The organism is Kitasatospora sp. NPDC059795, assembly GCF_042732175.1.
Taxonomy (GTDB): Bacteria; Actinomycetota; Actinomycetes; order Streptomycetales; family Streptomycetaceae; genus Kitasatospora.
On sequence record NZ_JBHWID010000002.1, the window covers coordinates 634,938 to 655,448 of the forward strand.

Here is a 20,511-nt window from a genome sequence, read left to right on the forward strand (position 1 = left end):
GTCTATCCGTTCGTGTTATCGGTACATTCGGCTCGAATCGTCAGATATCGCCAACGAACATTCCGAGGGGTGGGATACTGACGGGTAGTCATCCCGCGCCGGTCCTACACCTCATGGACCAGCGCGAACGTCTGCTGGGCGATCTCCAGTTCCTCGTCGGTGGGCACGACGGCGACGGTCACCCGGCCGTAGGTCGGCGAGATCACCCGGGCCTGTCGTGAACGCATCGCGTTCAGCTCCGGCTCCACCGAAATGCCGAGTTCCTCAAGATTGGCACAGACCGCCGCCCGGACCTCCGCGGAGTTCTCCCCGACACCCGCGGTGAACGCCACCGCGTCCACCCGGCCGAGCACCGCGTAGTAGCCGCCCAGGTACCGGCGGATCCGGTGCACGTACGAGTCGAAGGCCAGCTTGGCATCCTCGTCGCTGCCCTGCGCGCGCCGCACCACCTCGCGCATGTCGTTGTCGCCGCACAGGCCGAGCAGGCCGCTGCGGCGGTTCAGCAGGTCGTCGATCTGGTCGATGCTCAGACCGCCCACCCGGTGCAGGTGGAACACCAGGCCCGGGTCCACGTCACCGGAACGGGTGCCCATCACCAGGCCCTCCAGCGGGGTCAGGCCCATCGAGGTCTCCACGCAGACCCCGCCGGCCACCGCCGAGGCGGACGCGCCGTTGCCCAGGTGCAGCACGATCACGTTCAGCTCGGCCGGGTCGCGGCCCAGCAGCCGGGCGGTGGCCCGGGAGACGTACTGGTGGGAGGTGCCGTGGAAGCCGTAGCGGCGCACCCGGTGCTCGTCGGCGGTCTTCCGGTCGATCGCGTACCGGGCCGCGTACTCCGGCAGGGTGGCGTGGAAGGCGGTGTCGAAGACCGCGACCTGCGGCAGGTCCGGGCGCATCGAGCGGGCCACCTCGATGCCGGTGATGTTCGCCGGGTTGTGCAGCGGCGCCACCGGGATCAGCCGGCGGATCTCCGCCACCACCGCGTCGTTGATCAGCGTCGGCCGGGTGAAGCGCATCCCGCCGTGCACCACCCGGTGGCCGATCGCCGCCAGCTCCGGCGAGTCCAGGCCCATCAGGTCCGCGGCCAGCTCGTCGGCGACGGCCCGCAGCGCCCCGTCGTGGTCGGCGAAGCGGCGCACCGACTCGCGCGGCTCCCCGGTCAGCGGCAGGTGCAGCAGTCGGCCGCTGACCTCGCCGATCCGCTCCACCAGGCCGGACGCCAGCCGGGAGCCGTCCAGCATGTCGATCAGCTGGTACTTCACCGAGGACGACCCGGCGTTCAGCACCAGGACGCGGGTACCGGTGGTGGTCACTGCGCGTCTCCCTCGGCGGGCTGGGTCTGGGACTGGATCGCGGTGATCGCCACGGTGTTGACGATGTCCTCGATCAGGGCGCCCCGGGACAGGTCGTTCACCGGCTTGTTCAGGCCCTGCAGCACCGGGCCCACCGCGATCGCGCCGGCCGAGCGCTGCACCGCCTTGTAGGTGTTGTTGCCGGTGTTCAGGTCCGGGAAGATCAGCACGGTGGCCCGGCCCGCCACCGGCGAGCCCGGCAGCTTGGTCGCCGCGACGTGCGCGTCGACCGCCGCGTCGTACTGGATCGGCCCCTCCACCAGCAGGTCCGGGCGCAGCTCGCGGACCAGCTCGGTCGCCTTGCGGACCTTGTCCACGTCCGCGCCCGAGCCCGAGGTGCCGGTCGAGTACGACAGCATCGCCACCCGCGGCTCCACCCCGAACTGGGCGGCGGTCTCCGCGGACTGGATCGCGATGTCGGCGAGCTGCTGGGCGTCCGGGTCAGGGTTGACCGCGCAGTCGCCGTACACCAGCACCTTGTCGGCCAGGCACATGAAGAACACCGAGGAGACGATCGACGCGCCCGGCGAGGTCTTGATCACCTCGAACGCCGGACGGATGGTCGCCGCCGTCGAGTGCACCGCGCCCGACACCATGCCGTCCGCGATGCCCTCCTGCACCATCAGGGTGCCGAAGTACGAGACGTCGGTGACCACGTCGAGCGCCCGCTCCACCGTCATGCCCTTGTGCGCCCGGGCCTTGGCGTACAGCTCGGCGAAGCGCTGGCGCAGCGGGCTGGCCGCCGGGTCGACGACCCGCAGCCGGGAGCCGGTGTCGCCGGCCTGCGGGAACTCGATGCCGAGGGCGGCGGCCCGGCGGTGCACCGCCTCCGGCTCGCCCAGCAGGGTCAGGTCGCAGATGTTGCGGCGCAGCAGCACCTCGGCGGCGCGCAGCACCCGGTCCTCCGCGCCCTCCGGGAGGACGATGTGGCGGCGCTCGGCGCGGGCCCGCTCCAGCAGCGCGTGCTCGAACATCATCGGGGTCACCCGCTCGGTGCGGGTCAGCTCGATCCGGCTGGTCAACTCGGCGGTGTCGACGTGCAGTTCGAACAGGCCGAGGGCGATCTCCGCCTTCCGCGGGTTGCCCGGGCCGATCCGGCCCTCCAGGTGGGTGAGCTGCGCGGCGGTCAGCCAGGAGCCCTCCGTCACCTCCGCCACCGGGGTGCCCGGGGCCAGCCGGGAGGCCAACGCCATCACGTCCGGGCCGGGGTGCTGACCGAGCGTCAGCAGGACGCCGGCGATCGGCGGGGAGCCCGCCGCGTGCGCCGCCAGCGAGCCGATCAGCAGGTCCGCCCGGTCGCCGGGGGTCACCACCATCGCGCCCTCGGTCAGCGCGTTCAGGAAGGTCGGCAGCATCGCGCCGCCGAAGACGAAGCCCCGCACGTCCCGGGACAGGCCCGCCGCGTCGCCCAGCAGCACCTTGGCGCCGGTCGCCTCGACCAGCTGCGCCACGGTCGGCGCGGCCAGCGCCGGCTCCTCCGGGATCACGTACACGGGGACGGGGAGCTTCTCGGTCAGCGCCCGCTGCACCTGCTGCTTGGCGCCCGGCGCCACCCGGTTGGCGACCATCGCCAGGATCGAGCAGCCGAGGTCGCGGTAGGCCCGGTGGGCGTTGCGGACCTCGGCGATCACCGTCTGCGGGTCGTCGTGCTGGCCACCGACCACCCCGAGCACGGCCGCCCCGAACTCGTTCGCCAGCCGGGCGTTGAAGGCCAGCTCGTCCGGGATGTTCGTGCCCGAGAAGTCGGTGCCCAGCACCAGGACCGCCTGGCAGCGCCGCTCCAGCTGGTGGAAGCGGTCGACCAGGACGGAGACCAGCTCGTCCTGGCCGCGGGCGGCCTGCAGGGCCGCCGCCTCGTCGTAGCTGAGGCCGTACAGCTCGGTGGTCGGCAGGTCCAGCCGGTACCTGGTGCGCAGCAGCTCGACCACGTGGTCGGCGGCCTGCCCGCCGCCGTCCGCGCTGTGCACCAGCGGGCGGAACACCCCGACCCGGTCCACCTGGCGGGTCAGCAGTTCCATGACCCCGAGTTCCACGACCTGTCGGCCGTCCCCCCGGTCGATCCCGGTCACGTACACGCTGCTCGCCACGGTGGAACTCTCCGTCCGTCTGTCTCGGGCCAGTCGCCTCGACCATACCTTCGTACGACATTCGGACCGGAGTGCGGCACTGCCGTTCGGGCTGCTCCGGGGTGCCGGAGGTCCTGAACGGACCGTCAGCCGTTCGGGCGAACCGGGCGCAGCCAGACGGTGGCCAGCGGCGGCAGCACCAGTTCCGCCGAGCGCGGCTGGCCGTTCCACTGCGTGCCCTCGGCCTTCACCGGACGGGAGTTGGCGATCCCGCCGCCGCCGTACCGCTCGGCGTCGGTGTTCAGCGCCTCCTCCCACAGCTGGTCGTGGCCCTCCAGTCGGGGCAGGCCGACCCGGAAGCCGTGCCGGACCACGGGGGAGAAGTTGCAGACCGCGACCAGCGGGGAGCCGTCGGCGGCGAACCGGACGAAGGAGAACACGTTGTCGTCGGCCGCGCCGCCGTCCAGCCAGCGGAAACCGGCCGGGACGGTGTCCTGCTCCCACAGCGCGGGAGTGCCGCGGTAGACCCGGTTGAGGTCGCCGACCAGGCGCTGCACCCCGCGGTGGTCGGCGTGCGCCTCCCACCCCTCGTCGAGCACCCACCACTGCGGGCCGCTCTCGTGCTCCCACTCCGCTCCCTGCGCGAACTCCTGCCCCATGAACAGGAGTTGCTTGCCGGGGTGGGCCCACATGAAGCCGAGGTAGGCGCGGTGGTTGGCGCGCTGCTGCCACCAGTCGCCGGGCATCTTGGAGACCAGCGCCTGCTTGCCGTGCACCACCTCGTCGTGGGAGATCGGCAGGATGTAGTTCTCCGAGTACGCGTACACCATCGAGAAGGTCATCTCGTGGTGGTGGTACTTGCGGTGCACCGGTTCCTTGGACATGTAGACCAGCGAGTCGTGCATCCAGCCCATGTTCCACTTCAGGCCGAAGCCCAGGCCGCCGGCGTCGGTGGGCCGGGTGACGCCGTTCCAGGCGGTGGACTCCTCGGCGACCGTCAGCACGCCCGGGCAGCGCCGGTACACGGTCGCGTTCATCTCCTGCAGGAAGGACGCCGCGTCCAGGTTCTCCCGGCCGCCGAACTGATTGGGCGACCAGTCGCCGCCCTCGCGGGAGTAGTCGAGGTAGAGCATCGAGGCGACGGCGTCGACCCGCAGGCCGTCGACGTGGAACTCCTCGCACCAGTACACCGCGTTGGCGACCAGGAAGTTGCGGACCTCGGTGCGGCCGTAGTCGAACTCCAGCGTGCCCCAGTCCGGGTGCTCGGCGCGCTGCGGGTCGGCCGGTTCGTACAGCGGCTCGCCGTCGAAGCGGGCCAGCGCGAAGTCGTCCTTCGGGAAGTGCGCGGGCACCCAGTCGACCAGCACGCCGATGTTGTGCCGGTGCAGCGTGTCGACCAGGTGCCGGAAGTCGTCGGGGGTGCCGAGCCGGGCCGTCGGGGCGTAGAAGCCGGACACCTGGTAGCCCCAGGAGCCGCCGAACGGGTGCTCCATCACCGGCATGAACTCGACGTGGGTGAAGCCGAGTTCGGTCAGGTAGCCGGGCAGCACCTCGGCGATCTGCCGGTAGCTGGTGAGGTCCGGCCGCCAGGAGGCGAGGTGCAGCTCGTACACCGACATCGGCGAGCGGTGGTGCACCGTCCGGGCGCGCGCGTCCATCCACCCGGCGTCCCCCCACGCGTAGGTCGAGGTGTGGACGACGGAGGCGGTGTCCGGCGGGCACTGGGCGGCGCGGGCCAGCGGGTCGGCCTTCTCCGCGATCGCGCCGCCGCGGGTCAGGATCTGGTACTTGTACCGCTCGCCCTCGCCGAGGCCCGGCACGAACAGCTCCCACACGCCGGACGAGCCCAGCGAGCGCATCGGATGACCGGTGCCGTCCCAGTGGTTGAACGAGCCGATCAGCCGCACCCCGACGGCGTTCGGCGCCCACACCGCGAACGAGGTGCCCGCCACCCCGTCCACCGTGCGCACGTGCGAGCCGAGCACCGTCCACAACTGCTCGTGCCGGCCCTCCGAGATCAGATGCAGGTCCAACTCGCCGAGCGTCGGGGCGAACCGGTAGCCGTCCTCCTGCTCCAGCGGCTGCCCGCCCGGGTACGTCACCGTCAACGTGTAGTCCGGGAACCGTTGGCCGGTCAGCAGGCCGGTGAACAGGCCGGCCTGCTGGTGCGTCAACTCGGCCGGGCCGAGCGCCGTCTCCACCACCACCCGCTCGGCGAACGGGCGCAGCACCCGGATCGCGGTGCCCGTCGGCAGCGCGTGCGCGCCCAGCAGGGCGTGCGGGTCGTGGTGCGCGCCGGAGACCAGGCGGTCCACCTCGCCGGGCGGCAGCGGCGCCTCCGGCAGGCGCAGCGCCCCGCCCGGGACCGGCCGGGCGGGTGCCGGGCGGGACTTCGCCGGACGCTCGACGGCCGGCTTCCTCCCCGCCGGGCTCTTCGCCGTCGGGCTCTGCGGCGCCGGGCTCTTCGCCGCCGCCCCGGACGGCCGCGCGGGCTTCGCCGGGGGCTGCCAGCCGGCCCCTCTGACGCGCTCGCCGTTCCGGAAGGTGGCCGGGACGGCCGGTTGGCGGTCGGACGGGTCGAGCGGACCGAGCGGGGTCACGGCGGAGGCCTCCTGGATTCCTGCGAACGGGTCGGGGTTACTGCCGGGAGAGCGGGCCGCCCGGCCCAGGAGGCCGGGCGGGCGAACGGACGGTCAGACGGAGTGGGCCAGGCGGTTGATCGCGGCCAGCGGGATCGGCAGCCAGCTCGGCCGGTGCCGCGCCTCGTACACCACCTCGTACACGGCCTTGTCGATCTCCAGGGCACGCATCAGCTCCGGGGACGCCGACGGGTCGGCGCCGCCGCCCGCCGTATACCCGGCGCAGTACGCGGCCCGGTTGCGGGCCGCCCAGGCCGAGGCCAGGTGGGCCAGCTGCGGGTCCGGGGCGGGGGCGCCGGCCAGCAGGTGCGCGGCCGCGTAGTCGAAGGAGCGGAGCATCGCGGCGACGTCCCGCAGCGCGGGCTGCGGCAGGCGGCGCTCGGCCAGTGGCTTGGCCGGCTCGCCCTCGAAGTCCAGCAGCACCCAGCCCTGCGGGGTGCGCATCGCCTGGCCCAGGTGCAGGTCGCCGTGGATGCGCTGGACCGGCAGCCCGTCCAGGTGGGCGGAGGTCAGCTGCTGGAACGCCGAGCGCAGCGCGGAGCGGTAGCGCAGCAGGCCGGGCACCGCGGTGACCGCGGCGTCCAGCCGGTCGGCCATCGCGCCGGCCAGTTCGGCGATCCGCGGCGCGTCGAGCCGGGTGGTGGGCATCGAACGGGCCAGCACCCGGTGCACCTCGGCGGTGGCCCGGCCCAGCCGGTGCGCCTCGATCGCGAAGTTGCCCGGCGACGGGTCGCCCTTCAGCCGGGCGACCTGGTCGAGCGCCAGCTCCCAGCCGTCCTCGGCGTCCGGCAGGTAGCGCTGCAACAGGCCCAGGGTGGCGGGCTCGGAGCGCTCCAACCGGCATTCGAACCAGGCGGCGACCCGGGGGATGCGGGTCGAGCCGGCCCGGGACAGCGCCAGCGACAGTTCCAGGTCGGGGTTGGTCCCGGGACTGATCCGGCGGAACAGCTTCAGGATGAACGCGGTGTCGTAGATCACCGAGGAGTTGGACTGCTCCGCGGTGGACGCCCGGCCCGGGATGTTGCCCGGCAGGCCCGGGCCCGGGGTGCGGCGGAAACAGAGCGAACCGAACCGGTCGCCGGTGGCCAGGTGCTCCAGCAGGCGGCCCGTCAGCTCCGGGTCGTGCACCGCGTCGTACAGCACCGCGCCGTCGTAGGTGCCGCCCGCCAGTCGGCCCAGCACCGCCCGCTGCCCGACCGCCGCGGGCCGCTCCGAGCGGATGCCCAGCAGCAGCTGGTACACGTCTCCGGGGCCGGCGGCCGCCCCGCCGTGCTCCACCCGCAGCAGCAGGTGCAGCAGTGCCGGATCGCCCACCTGGAGGGGGGTGCCGATCACCGGCACGAGCGCGGCGATCGGCCGGCCCTTGCCGGCGTACCAGCGCTGGGTGGGAAGCCATTCGGCGATCAGCGGCAGGGCCGCCTGGACCAGCTCGCTGACTCCCGCGGCGGTTCTCCGGGCCCCCGGCGCCCGCGTCCCGACCGGCCCGGGGGCGGTGGACGGATCACGGTGCAGGTGGGCTTGAGAACGGGAGGTTTCGGACATGACTCCCTTTCCCCGGAAGCGGGCGACTGCCCGACGGGTCGTGGCCGGGCCCTTCACTCTTCCGGATTTCGACGGCGCGGCGGCGACGGCACGCGAGCCGCGGGCTCGGTGTCACGCCTTCGTGTGGATGGCCGTTGGGCTGTTCTCCGTACGCGGTGGTGCGAAGACCTCCGGGGGCGCGCGGAACGATTCGCGCGCCCGCGGAAGGGGTGTCCCGATCGGGGCCTGCGGGATCTTCGGTGCACGGGCGTGCGGCCCCTGCCGCTACTTGGCCCCGGACGCCTTCGCCGGGGACTGGCGCAGCTGGAACCAGTAGAAGCCATGGCCGGCCAGCGTCAACAGGTACGGCCACTCGCCGATGGTGGGGAAACGCACGCCGCCGATCAGCTCGACGGGGTACCGCCCTCCGTACTGCCGCAGGTCCAGTTCGGTCGGCTGCGCGAACCGCGAGAAGTTGTTCACGCACATGACCAGGTCGCCCTCGTACTCGCGCACGAAGGCCAGCACCGCGGGGTTGCTGGAGGGCAGCTCGGTGTAGCTGCCGAGGCCGAACGCGGGATTGAGCTTGCGGATCTCGATCATGCGACGCGTCCAGTGCAGCAGCGAACTCGAACTGCTCTGCTGCGCCTCGACGTTGGTCACCTGATAGCCGTACACCGGGTCCATGATGGGCGGCAGACTGAGCCTGCCCGGGTCGGCCGAGGAGAAACCCGCATTGCGGTCCGGCGTCCACTGCATCGGGGTGCGGACGCCGTCGCGGTCGCCGAGCCAGATGTTGTCGCCCATGCCGATCTCGTCGCCGTAGTACAGCACCGGGCTTCCCGGCAGCGAGAGCAGCAGGGCGGTGAACAGTTCGACCTGGTTGCGGTCGTTCTCCAGCAGCGGGGAGAGCCGGCGGCGGATGCCCACGTTGGCCCGCATCCGCGGGTCCTTCGCGTACTCCGCGTACATGTAGTCGCGCTCCTCGTCGGTGACCATCTCCAGGGTCAGCTCGTCGTGGTTGCGCAGGAAGATGCCCCACTGGCAGCCGGACGGGATCTCCGGGGTCTTCGCCAGGATCTCGGAGACCGGGTAGCGGGACTCCCGGCGGACCGCCATGAAGATCCGCGGCATCACCGGGAAGTGGAACGCCATGTGGCACTCGTCGCCGCCGGAGCCGAAGTCGCCGAAGTAGTCGACGACGTCCTCCGGCCACTGGTTGGCCTCCGCCAGCAGCACGGTGTCCGGGTAGTCGGCGTCGATCTCCTTGCGGACCCGGCGCAGGAAGTCGTGGGTCTCCGGCAGGTTCTCGCAGTTGGTGCCCTCGCGGGCGTACAGGTACGGCACCGCGTCCAGCCGGAAGCCGTCGATGCCGAGGTCCAGCCAGAACCGCAGCGCCGCCATCACCTCCTCCTGCACCCGCGGATTGTCGTAGTTCAGATCCGGCTGGTGGCTGAAGAAACGGTGCCAGTAGTACTGCTTGCGGACCGGGTCGTACGTCCAGTTGGAGCTCTCGGTGTCGACGAAGATGATGCGGGCGTCCGGGTACTGCTTGTCGTCGTCGGCCCACATGTAGAAGTCGCCGTACGGGCCCTCCGGGTCGCTGCGGGAGGCCTGGAACCACGCGTGCTGGTCGCTGGTGTGGTTCACCACGAAGTCGATGATCACCCGCATGCCGCGGGCGTGCGCCGCGTCGACGAACTCCACGAAGTCGGCCAGATTGCCGAACTCCGGAAGCACCGACTGGTAGTCCGAGACGTCGTAACCGCCGTCCCGCAGCGGGGAGTTCATGAACGGGGGGAGCCAGAGGCAGTCCACACCCAGCCACTGGAGGTAGTCGAGCCGCGAGGTGAGCCCCTTGAGGTCTCCGACGCCGTCGCCGTTGCTGTCCTGGAACGACCGCACCAGGACCTCGTAGAAGACCGCGCGTTTGAACCACTCGGGGTCGCGGTCCCGGGCGGGGGTGTCGGCGAAGGTGTCGGGGACGGGCTCGTTGACTGTCACTGCGGGTTCCTCCGAACCGTGAGGAGGTGGGCCGGCCCGGTAGAGGGATCGAGCCGGACGTAGTTGTGACGGCCCCAGGCGTACGTCGCGCCGGTCAGCTCGTCGTGCACCGTCAGCGGCCCCGGCACGTCGAGCGTGACGGTGGCCTCCTGGACGTGGTGCGGGTCCAGGTTGACCACGCAGATCACCCGGTCCTCCAGGCCGTCCTCGGTGACGGCGCTCTTCGAGAACGCGAGGATCCACTCGTTGTCGACGGGGTGGAAGCGCAGGTCCCGCAGCTGCTGGAGCGCGGGGTGCCGGCGGCGCAGCCGGTTCAGGGCGGTGAGCAGCGGCGCGAGGGAGTCCGGGCGGGTCCAGTCGCGGGGCCGCAGCTCGTACTTCTCCGAGTGCAGGTACTCCTCCGAGCCGGGCTTCGCGGGCTCGTTCTCGAACAGCTCGAAGCCCGCGTACACCCCGAAGGTCGGCGACAGCGTCGCCGCCAGCACGGCGCGCACCGCGAACGCCGCCGGGCCGCCGGTCTGCAGGTACTCGGGCAGGATGTCCGGGGTGTTGGCGAAGAAGTTCGGCCGCATCCAGGCGGCGGACTCGCCGGTCAGCCCGGTCAGGTACTCCGTCAGCTCGGCCTTGTCGTTGCGCCAGGTGAAGTACGTGTAGGACTGGTGGAAGCCGACCTTGCCCAGGGCGTTCATCATCGCCGGGCGGGTGAACGCCTCGGCCAGGAACAGCACGTCGGGGTCGGTGCGGGCGATGTCCGCGAGCACCTTCTCCCAGAAGTTCACCGGCTTGGTGTGCGGGTTGTCGACGCGGAAGATCCGCACCCCGTGGCCCATCCAGTAGCGCAGGATCCGCACCGTTTCGCGGACGATCCCGTCGAAGTCCTGGTCGAAGTTGACCGGGTAGATGTCCTGGTACTTCTTCGGCGGGTTCTCGGCGTACGCGATGGTGCCGTCCGCGCGGTGGCTGAACCACTCCGGGTGCTTGTGCACCCAGGGGTGGTCCGGGGAGCACTGCAGCGCGAAGTCCAGGGCCACTTCGAGGCCGAGCGCGCCGGCCTCCGCGACGAAGTGGTCGAAGTCCTCGATGGTGCCGAGGTCCGGGTGGACGGCGTCGTGGCCGCCCTCCGGGGAGCCGATCGCCCACGGCGAGCCGACGTCGTGCGGGCCGGCCGTCAGGGAGTTGTCCGGACCCTTGCGGTAGGCGCGGCCGATCGGGTGGATCGGCGGCAGGTAGACCACGTCGAAGCCCATCGCGGCGACCGCGGGCAGGCGTTCGGCGGCCGTCCGGAAGGTGCCGGAGACCGGCGGCTGCACGCCGCTCGGGTCCACCACCGCGCCCTCCGAGCGCGGGAAGAACTCGTACCAGGCGCCGAACAGCGCCCGCTTGCGGTCCACCTGGAGCGGCTGCGGACGGGTGGCCGAGAGCAGCTCGCGCAGCGGGAAGCGGTCCAGCAGCGCCGTCACCTCCGGCACCAGCGCCGCCGCGTAGCGGCTCAGCGGCGGCAGGCCGGCGTCGCGCAGCGCGTCCACCGCCGCCAGCACCTGGGCCCGGCCCTCCTTCTTCGGCACCCCGGCCGCCGCGCGTTCCAGCAGCTGGGCGCCCTCCTCCAGCACCAGCGCGGTGTCGATCCCGGCCGGCAGCTTCACCGCGGCGTGCTTGCGCCAGGTCGCCACCGGGTCGCTCCACGCCTCCACCAGGTACGACCAGCGGCCCGTCGCGGTCGGCGTCACGTACGCGCCCCAGCGGTCGCTGCCCTCGGACAGCTCGCGCATCGGCGTCCACGGGCCGGAGCGGCCGCGCGGATCGCGCAGCACCACATTGGCCCCCACCGCGTCGTGGCCCTCGCGGAACACCGTCGCGGAGACCAGGAAGCGTTCGCCCTCCACGGCCTTGGCCGGACGCCGGCCGGCGTCGACGAGCGGGGTCACGTCAAGCACGGGGATGCGGCCGATCACGGTGTCGCTCTCTGTCGTCGTGCGGGCGGTGCGGGCCGGCCGGGCGGCCGGGGACTTGCGGGGGGAGGAGGCGGTGCCGGTGGTGGGCGCAGTGGGTGCGGTGGCCGAAGGCGCGCCGGTCGGCGGGGCCGTGGCGGACCTGACGGTGGTGGTCCGTTTCGACGCGGCCTTGCGCGGGGCGGCCGCACGCTTCGCGGCCGGTGCGGCCGCCCGCCTGCGGGCCGCCGCGGTGCGCGGGGCCGGCACCGGGGGCTCCCCGGCCGACGGTCCGTCAGGGGTGTGGTCCGTCGGTACCGTGGACTGGTCCCGCGTGTCGCCGTGCATGCCAAGCTCCTGCCCGAGATCGGCGGCAGCTCTGCCCGGCGGGCGACGCCGGGAGAGTACCGGGAGGACTGCTGGGTGAGGAAGGACGTGCGGCCCGAACCGGCCCCGTGTCGACGGACCCGGCACACCCCGCCCGCCGACCGCCGCAGCGAGCCCGCTGCGGCGAAGAGCGCACATACCCCGGCGCGTGCCGCTCGGTGCACGCCCTCGCATGACCCAACCCACCGGGGAACGACCGGTCGGAGCACAAGGACACGCGAAGGCACGGCGACAGGGGCCGAATGGGCTAAGGGGTGTGAGGGCACGTCAAAACCGGACCTGCACCGGCCGGAGGCAGCGGGGGAACGATCGTCCGATCGTGCACCGGCGGCACCCACGACCTTGTTGCATCCTCGCACCACCGGCAAGGGCTACGACGCGGTAGGCGCGCGGTTTCAGCCGGTGGACCGGGCCGAAACAGGCACCCGCAACACCTCCGTTCCCAGAAGTTCACACCCGACGGCGCGTCTTTTCCCAGCCTGCGCCCTCCGTGCGCCGTCATTTGCCACCACGCGCCCGGAACGATCTCAACGCTGCTCCGAACGGGTGCAGCGACCGCAAGTTGACGACCGATCAGACGTATCTGCGGGTCTACGCTTCAAGCCGTGAAGGCAATCCGCAGGTTCACCGTCCGCACCGTCCTGCCCGAACAACTGCAGCCACTGCACGAGCTCGCGCTGAACCTCCGATGGTCCTGGCACCCGGAGACCAGGGAGCTGTTCCGCTCCGTCGACCCGGACGTCTGGGCCGCCGTCGGGGAGGACCCGGTCCGACTGCTCGGCGAAGTCCCCGCGGCCCGACTGGCCGCCCTCGCCACCGACCGGCGCTTCCTGCGGCGGCTCGGCGACCTGGCCGACGACCTGCGCGACTACCTCACCGGACCGCGCTGGTACCAGTCCGCCGACCCCGAGGGCGGGCTGCCCGCCGGCATCGCCTACTTCTCGCCCGAGTACGGCATCGCCGCCGCCCTCCCGCAGTACTCCGGCGGCCTCGGCATCCTGGCCGGCGACCACCTCAAGGCCGCCTCCGACCTCGGCGTCCCGATCATCGGCGTCGGGCTCTTCTACCGCCACGGCTACTTCCGCCAGTCGCTCAGCCGCGACGGCTGGCAGCAGGAGCGCTACCCGCTGCTCGACCCCGACGCGCTCGCCGTCACCCTGCTCCGCGAGGCCGACGGCGCCCCCTGCCGGATCGACCTCGCCCTGCCCGGCGGCCGCACCCTCGCCGCCCAGGTCTGGCGCGCCCAGGTCGGCCGGGTCCCGCTGCTGCTGCTCGACTCCGACATCGAGGCCAACAGCCCGGCCGAGCGCGACGTCACCGACCGCCTCTACGGCGGCGGCAGCGAACACCGGCTGCTGCAGGAAATACTGCTCGGCATCGGCGGCGTCCGCGCCGTCCGCACCTACGCCCGGCTCACCGGACACCCCGAACCCGAGGTGTTCCACACCAACGAGGGCCACGCCGGCTTCCTCGGCCTGGAACGCATCTCCGAACTCACCGCCGCTCACCCCGGCCTCGGCTTCGCCGACGCCCTCGAAGCCGTCCGGGCCGGCACCGTCTTCACCACCCACACGCCCGTCCCCGCCGGCATCGACCGCTTCGACCGGGAGCTGATCGCCCGCCACTTCGGCGGCGACGCCGCGCTGCCCGGCGTCCCCGTCGAGCAGGTGCTCGCGCTCGGCGCCGAGAGCTGGGGCGGCGGCGACCCCAAGCTCTTCAACATGGCCGCGATGGGCCTGCGGCTCGCCCAGCGCGCCAACGGCGTGTCCACGCTGCACGGCGCCGTCAGCCGGGAGATGTTCCGCGGCCTGTGGCCCGGCTTCGACGCGCCCGAGGTCCCCATCACCTCGATCACCAACGGCGTCCACGCCCCCACCTGGATCGACCCCGCCGTGGTCCGCCTCGGCGCCACCGAGATCGGCCAGGAACGCGCCGAACAGGCGATGGCGGTCGGCACCGCCAACCAGTGGACCGGCCTCGAACGCATCGGCAACGCCGAGGTCTGGGAACTGCGCCGCACCCTGCGCGCCCAACTCGTCGACGAGGCCCGCCGACGCCTCCGCGCCTCCTGGCAGCAGCGCGGCGCGGGCGACGCCGAACTCGGCTGGACCGGCACGGTCCTCGACGCCGACGTCCTCACCATCGGCTTCGCCCGGCGCGTCCCGTCCTACAAGCGGCTCACCCTGATGCTCCGCGACCCGGCCCGGCTGCGCGCCCTGCTGCTGCATCCCGAACGGCCCGTGCAGATCGTCGTCGCCGGCAAGGCCCACCCCGCGGACGACGGCGGCAAGCGACTCATCCAGCACCTCGTCGCCTTCGCCGACGACCCCGCCGTGCGGCACCGGATCGTCTTCCTGCCCGACTACGACATGGCGATGGCCACGGCGCTCTACCCCGGCTGCGACGTCTGGCTGAACAACCCGCTCCGGCCGCTGGAGGCCTGCGGCACCTCCGGAATGAAGGCCGCGCTGAACGGCTGCCTCAACCTGTCGATCCTCGACGGCTGGTGGGACGAGTGGTACGACGGCCAGAACGGCTGGGCCATCCCCACCGCGGACGGCGGCACCGGCGAGGACGTGCTCGACCCGGAGAGCAAGGAGGCCGAGCGGCGCGACGACATCGAGGCCGCGGCGCTCTACGACCTCATCGAGAACCAGGTCGCCGCACGCTTCTACGACCGGGCGGCGGACGGGCTGCCGCACCGGTGGATCTCGATGGTCCGGCACACGCTGGTGACGCTGGGACCGAAGGTGCTCGCCGGGCGGATGGTCCGCGAGTACGTGGAGCGCCTCTACGTTCCGGCGGCGGAGGCGCGCCGGCGGCTGGCGGGCGGGGCCTCCGACTACGCCGGCGCGAAGGCGCTGGCGGGCTGGAAGGCGACGGTCCGGGACGCGTGGCCCGCGGTGCGGGTGGAGCACGTCGAGGCGGACGGGGTGGGCGAGGCGCAGGAGCTCGGCGCGACGCTGGCCCTCCGGGTGCAGGTCGCGCTCGGGCGGCTCGGGCCGGAGGACGTCGAGGTGCAGGTGGTCTCGGGGCGGGTCGACGAGAGCGACCGGATCTCCGAGGCGACGACCCTGGTGCTCAAGCCTGCGGCGGCCGGCGGGACGGACCTGGACGGGCGGCTGCGCTACGAGGGGCACCTGGAGCTCTCGCGGACGGGGCCGTTCGGGTACACGGTGCGCGTGCTTCCGGCGCATCCGCGACTGGCGTCGATCGCCGAGCTGGGGTTGGTGGCGGTGCCGGTGGAGTTGGGGGGCTTGGAGGCCGGGGTGCTCAGGTAAGGGCGTTCAGGGGCTCGTGGGGGTACCTCCACGAGCCCCTGACTTCGCACCCGCGAAGTGCTACCCCTGCCAGGAGTGCCAGAGGCGGGCGTACGGGCCGTCAGTGGTGACGAGCTTCTCGTGGGGGCCGAGGTCCGTGAGCCGGCCCTGGGTGAGGACGGCCACGCGGTCGGCGTCGTGGGCCGTGTGGAGGCGGTGGGCGATGGCGATGACGGTGCGGCCGGTGAGGGTGGCGGCGAGGGCGCGTTCGGTGTTGCGGGCGGCGGTGGGGTCGAGGAGGGCGGTGGCCTCGTCGAGGATCAGGGTGTGGGGGTCGGCCAGGATGACGCGGGCCAGGGCGAGTTGCTGGGCCTGGGCGCCGTCGAGGCGGTGGGCGGGGCCGAGGTCGGTGTCCAGGCCGTCGGGGAGGTCGTGGTGCCAGCCGACGGCGTCGAGCGCCGCGGTGAGGGTGGGGTCGTCGGCGTCGGGGGCGGCTATGCGCAGGTTGTCGCGGAGGGTGCCGAGGAAGACGTGGTGCTCCTGGGTGACCAGGACGACCTGGCGTCGCAGCCGTTCGGGGGAGAGGTCGGCGAGCGGGACGCCGCCGACGGTGATGGTGCCGGTGCGGGGGCGGTCGATGCCGGCGAGGAGGCGGCCGAGGGTGGTCTTGCCGGAGCCGGACGGGCCGACCACGGCGAGGCGTTCGCCGGGACGCAGGTCGAGGTCGAGTCCGTGCAGCACGTCGGGCCCGTCCGGGTAGGCGTAGCGGACGTCGGTGACCCGGATGCGGTCGTCGGCGGGTTCGCGGTCGGCGGTCGGTGCGGGCGCCGGGGCGGCGGCGAGGCCTTCGACGCGGGCGTACGCGGCGGTGCTGCTCTGCACGGATTCGAGCAGCACGACGATGGTGTCGAGGGGTTCCTCGACGCGCCGCAGGTACAGGACGGCGGAGACGGCGGCGCCGAGGGTGACGGTGTGGTGGGAGACCAGCAGGGCGCCGAGCGGGAGGACCAGGACGACGGGGAGGGTGTACGAGAGGTTGATGACGGCGAAGAAGCGCAGCCGCAGGTGGAGGGTGCGCAGCCGGGCGCGGTTGGCGGTGTCGATGGCGTCGCGGCCGGCGTCGAGGCGCTGCTGTTGGAGGCCGAGGGCGTCGATGGTGCGGGCGCCGTTCGCCGTGGCGGAGAGGGTGCCGGCGAGGGTGGCGTTGGCGGCCCGGTCGGCGAGGTAGGCGGCGCGGGCGCGGCGCAGGTACCAGCGGGCGCCGAGGGCGATGCCGACGACGCCGAGCAGGCCGCAACTGCCCAGCAGGGGGCTGACGGTGAGGATCGCGCCGAGGACGAACAGGGCCTGGGCGGCGGCCACGAAGAGTTCCGGCGCGGCGTCCCGGAGGGTCTCGCCGACGGCGGTGGCGTCGGTGGTGCCGCGGGAAGTGAGGTCGCCGGTGCCGGCGCGTTCGGCGGTGGCGGCGGGCAGGGCGAGGACCCGGCCGAGGAGCTGTTCGCGGACCCGGGCGGCGGCCCGCTCGCCGAACCGGTGGGCCAGGTACCGGGCCTGGCGGTTCATCAGGATCTGGGCGACCGCGCAGCCGAACAGCAGCAGGCCGAGACGGTCGATGTCGCCGGTGGTGGCGCCGTGGGTGACCCGGTCGATGATCCGGCCGAGCAGCCAGGGCCCGGCCAGGCCGAGCAGGGCGGCGAGGCCGTTGAGGAGGAGGACGGCGGCGAAGGCCCGGCCGTCCTCGCGGACCAGCCGGACGGCGGCCTGCCGGACCTGGCGGGCGGTGGCGATCGGCAGGGTGTTCATTCGGCCACCTCGGCGTTCTCGGATTCGGGGCCGCGCGTGACCAGGGAGCGGTAGCCGGGCTGGGTGCGGAGCAGCTCGCGGTGGGTGCCGACGGCGGCGACCTTGCCGTCCACCAGGTAGTGGACGGTGTCGGCCCGGTCGAGCAGCAGCGGAGAGGTGCTGGTGAGGGCGGTGGTGCGGCCGGCGCGGGCGGCGCGCAGACCGGCGGCCATCGCGGCCTCGGTGTGGGCGTCCACCGCGGAGGTCGGTTCGACGGCCAGCAGGACGTCCGGTTCGGCGGTCAACGCGCGTGCGAGGCGCAGGCGTTGGCGCTGTCCGCCGGACAGGTTGCGGCCGTCGGCGGCGATCGGGGCGTCGAGTCGGCCGCCCAGGGAGCCGAGCACGTCGAGGGCGGCGGCGATCTCCAGGGCGGACAGCAGGGTCTCGTCGGGGGCGTCGGTGCGGCCGCGCACGGTTTCGCGCAGGGTGCCGGCGAACAGCGTCGCCTCGTTCTCGGCGAGGGTGATCCGGGACCGGACGTCGGCCAGCGGCAGGTCGGCGAGCGGGGTGTCGCCCCAGGTGACGGTGGTGGCGGGGGCGAGCCGGGCGAGGCGTTCGACGACGGCGGCGGTGTCGGCGGGGCGGGCCGCGGCGAGCACCGTCAGCTCACCGGGGGCGAGCCGGACGCCGGACTCGTGGTCGGTCAACTCGGCGGTGGAGGCCGGGAGTCGGTCGGTTCCTCGGTCCGGGTCCGGGGTCAGGCGGAGGAAGTCGGTGACCCGGCGGGCGCAGACCAGGGCGCGGCCGATGTCCTGGCTGTTCTCGATCAGGAAGTACACCGGGGCGACCAGCACGGCGGCGTACGCGAACACCGCCGTCAACTGGCCGGGCGTCAGGTCGCCTTCGGCGGCGAGGCGGGCGCCGAGCCAGGTGACGGCGGCGAGCAGCAGCACCGGGAGGCCGCCGCCGAGTGCCTGGATCCAGCTGACGGCCGCGCCGACCCGGTAGCCCTCGGCGCGCAGCGCCTGGGAGTCGGCCCGGTAGCGGGCCGCGTACACGTCCTTGCCGCCCAGGCCGTTCAGTACCCGCAGGCCGCCCGCCAGGTCCTCGAACCGGGCGGTCAGGCGGCCCTGGTGGTCGCGGAAGCGGCTCTCGGCAGCCTGTTGACGGACCATCAGCGGGCGGAGGGTCAGGGCGAGGAAGGGCAGGCCGAGCAGGACGACCAGGGCCAGCAGCGGGGAGAGGGTGAGCAGGATCGCGGCGACCGTCAGGTAGCAGATCACCGCGCCCACGCCGGGCCCGATGAAGGTCAGCGCCATGGCGATCCGGGACACGTCGGAGATGCCGATGGTGACCACCTCGCCGGCCGAGACCTGGCGGGGCAGCGCCGCGCCGAGCCGCACGCTGTGCCGAAGCACCACGCCGATGGTGCGGAAGGACGCGTCGTTGCGGACCAGCGTCATGGTGCGGTGCCGGCACCAGGCCAGCACGGTGTTCAGCAGGCCGAAGCCGAGCATCGCCGCCGACCAGCCGAGCACCACTCCCGTCCGGCCCGGGCGCAGGCCGTCGTCCACGGCGCGGGAGAGCAGGTACGGCTGGACGGTCAGGCCGAGCATCCAGGCGGTGCCGTAGAACGTGCCCGCCAGCGAACGGCGGCGCTGGCTGCGGACCAGCCACCACAGGAAGCGGAACGGGCTGCGGGAGTCTGGGGGGCCGGCTCGGCCGGCGGTCGGGTCGTCCACGGGCCGAGGCTAGTGGCAGCTTCCGGAGCCGGTCGATCGGTTTCCGGTGCACCCGGACCTGGCCGGACGGGGGAAATGCCTTGTGGGGGCGGAGGTCTGCCTATTATCGTCACTTCGACGCAAAGCCTGAGGAGGGCACATGACGGAGTGGCTGGGGTTCGTCACCGGCGCGATATGCGTATGGCTGACGGTGCGGACCAACGTCTGGACCTTCCCGGTGGGCATCGCCAACAACGGCTTCTTCCTGGTGGTGTTCGCCACCGCCGGCCTCTACGCGGACGCCGGGCTTCAGGTGGTCTTCCTGGCGCTCGGCGCGCACGGCTGGTGGCAGTGGCTGCGGCGCGACACCGCCGGCGGACGGTTGGAGGTCCGCCGCGGCGGCCCGCGCGCGATCGGCATCGCGATCGCGGCGGTGGTGCCCGCCACCGCGCTGCTCACCTGGCTGCTGACGGCCGTTCACGACACCGCGCCGTTCTGGGACGCGCTCACCACCGCGCTGTCGCTGGCCGCGCAGTGGCTGCTGAACACCAAGCGGATCGAGACCTGGTACCTGTGGATGGCTGCCGATCTGATCTACATCCCGCTGTATGTGGCGAAGGGGCTGTACCCGACCGCCGCGGTGTACGTGCTGTTCCTCGGCCTGTGCGGATACGGGCTGCGCACCTGGCGGCGGACTCCCGGTCACCCGGGCGGGGTGGCGGTGGCTGTCGCATGAGCCTGTTCCAGCACGCCCTGGTGATCGGGAAGTTCTATCCGCCGCACGCCGGGCACCACTTCCTGATCCGCAGCGCGGCCGATGCCGCCGAACGCGTCACCGTGGTGGTGATGGCCGCCGACAGCGAGACGATTCCGCTGGACGACCGGGTCCGCTGGATCCGCGAGGTCTGGCGAGGGGACTCGCAGGTGCGGGTGGTCGGGACGGTCGACAACATCCCCGTCGACTACCAGGACCCGGAGATCTGGGACGGCCATGTCGCGCTGATGCGGGAGGCGTTGCGGCCGGGCGAGAGCATCGACGCGGTGTTCTCGTCGGAGGAGTACGGGTACGAGCTCGCCCGCCGCTTCGACGCCGCGCCCGTCGTGCTCGATGTGGACCGGGCCACGTTTCCGGTCTCCGGCACCGAGGTGCGCGCCGATCCGGCGGCGCACTGGGCGGACCTCGAACCCGCCGTCCGGGCCGGGCTCGCGCGGCGGGTGATCGTCCTCGGCGCGGAGTCGACCGGGACCACCACGCTCTCGCTCGACCTCGCCCGCGCGCTGCGGGCGCGGGGCGGGGTGCACGCACTCACCGGGTGGGTCGCGGAGTACGGCCGGGAACTCACCGCCGCGAAGCTCGCCGTCGCCCGGGGGGTGGCGGCGACGGCGGACGGCCCGATGCCGACGGTCGACCGACTGGAGTGGGACGGGCGGGACTTCGCGCTGGTGCGGAAGCGGCAGGCGGAGGCCGAGGAACGGGCGGCGAGGGCCGGGGGGCCGGTGCTGGTCTGTGACACCGACCTGCTGGCGACGGCGGTCTGGGAGGAGCGGTACTGCGGCCGCACCGCGCCGGAGACCTGGGCGGCGGTGGCGACGCAGGCGCGGCGCGAGCTGTACGTCCTGACCTCGCACGAGGGGGTGGCGTTCGAGGACGACGGGCTGCGGGACGGGGAGCACCTGCGGGAGTGGATGAGCGGTCGCTTCCGCGAGGTGCTCGGGGCCTCCGGGCAGCGGTGGATCGAGGTGCGGGGGAGCCGGGAGGAGAGGGTGGAAGCGGCGCTGCGGGCGCTTTTCCGGGGGCTGGGGGAAGAGCGCCTTCAGGGGTTCGTGGAGGTACCCCCCACGAACCCCTGA

At 73.0% G+C, this 20,511-nt stretch carries 11 protein-coding genes; 3 read left to right on the plus strand and 8 right to left on the minus strand.

What is annotated here, in order from left to right:
* Positions 1-104: 104 nt before the first annotated feature.
* The 6 genes from ACFV4P_RS06820 to ACFV4P_RS06845 form a co-directional block, all read right to left on the minus strand.
* The gene (locus tag ACFV4P_RS06820; protein WP_380468047.1) at positions 105-1,313 is read right to left on the minus strand and encodes an acetate kinase; all 1,209 of its coding nucleotides are present in this window, start codon (positions 1,311-1,313) and stop codon (positions 105-107) included.
* The gene (pta, locus tag ACFV4P_RS06825) at positions 1,310-3,439 is read right to left on the minus strand and encodes a phosphate acetyltransferase (RefSeq protein ID WP_380468049.1); all 2,130 of its coding nucleotides are present in this window, start codon (positions 3,437-3,439) and stop codon (positions 1,310-1,312) included. The genes ACFV4P_RS06820 and pta overlap by 4 nt, the downstream gene beginning before the upstream one ends.
* A 125-nt stretch (positions 3,440-3,564) precedes the next feature.
* On the minus strand, positions 3,565-6,018 hold the full coding sequence (gene glgB, locus ACFV4P_RS06830) for a 1,4-alpha-glucan branching protein GlgB (protein WP_380468051.1): 2,454 nt from the start codon (positions 6,016-6,018) through the stop codon (positions 3,565-3,567).
* A 93-nt stretch (positions 6,019-6,111) separates the two neighbouring features.
* Positions 6,112-7,599 (minus strand): maltokinase, encoded by a 1,488-nt coding sequence (locus ACFV4P_RS06835; RefSeq protein ID WP_380468053.1) that lies wholly within the window; start codon positions 7,597-7,599, stop codon positions 6,112-6,114.
* A gap of 264 nt (positions 7,600-7,863) precedes the next feature.
* Complete coding sequence (treS, locus tag ACFV4P_RS06840; protein ID WP_380468055.1) at positions 7,864-9,582, minus strand: maltose alpha-D-glucosyltransferase; 1,719 nt, start codon at positions 9,580-9,582, stop codon at positions 7,864-7,866.
* Positions 9,579-11,534: an alpha-1,4-glucan--maltose-1-phosphate maltosyltransferase gene (locus ACFV4P_RS06845; RefSeq protein WP_380468181.1), complete on the minus strand. Its 1,956-nt coding sequence runs from the start codon at positions 11,532-11,534 to the stop codon at positions 9,579-9,581. Before ACFV4P_RS06845 ends, treS begins: the two co-directional genes overlap by 4 nt.
* 968 nt (positions 11,535-12,502) lie before the next feature.
* Between ACFV4P_RS06845 and glgP the strand changes: the two genes are divergently transcribed.
* Positions 12,503-15,178, plus strand: coding sequence for an alpha-glucan family phosphorylase (gene glgP, locus ACFV4P_RS06850; protein ID WP_380468057.1), 2,676 nt, complete (start codon positions 12,503-12,505; stop codon positions 15,176-15,178).
* A gap of 60 nt (positions 15,179-15,238) precedes the next feature.
* Here the strand turns inward: glgP and ACFV4P_RS06855 are convergent, their stop codons facing one another.
* Positions 15,239-16,960, minus strand: coding sequence for an ABC transporter ATP-binding protein (locus ACFV4P_RS06855; RefSeq protein WP_380468059.1), 1,722 nt, complete (start codon positions 16,958-16,960; stop codon positions 15,239-15,241).
* Complete coding sequence (locus ACFV4P_RS06860; RefSeq protein ID WP_380468061.1) at positions 16,957-18,681, minus strand: ABC transporter transmembrane domain-containing protein; 1,725 nt, start codon at positions 18,679-18,681, stop codon at positions 16,957-16,959. The genes ACFV4P_RS06855 and ACFV4P_RS06860 overlap by 4 nt, the downstream gene beginning before the upstream one ends.
* A gap of 139 nt (positions 18,682-18,820) precedes the next feature.
* Here ACFV4P_RS06860 and pnuC point away from each other — a divergent pair, with 139 nt between their 5' ends.
* Entirely contained in the window at positions 18,821-19,396 is a 576-nt protein-coding gene (pnuC, locus tag ACFV4P_RS06865; protein WP_380468063.1) for a nicotinamide riboside transporter PnuC, read from the plus strand.
* Entirely contained in the window at positions 19,393-20,511 is a 1,119-nt protein-coding gene (locus ACFV4P_RS06870) for an AAA family ATPase (RefSeq protein WP_380468065.1), read from the plus strand. Before pnuC ends, ACFV4P_RS06870 begins: the two co-directional genes overlap by 4 nt.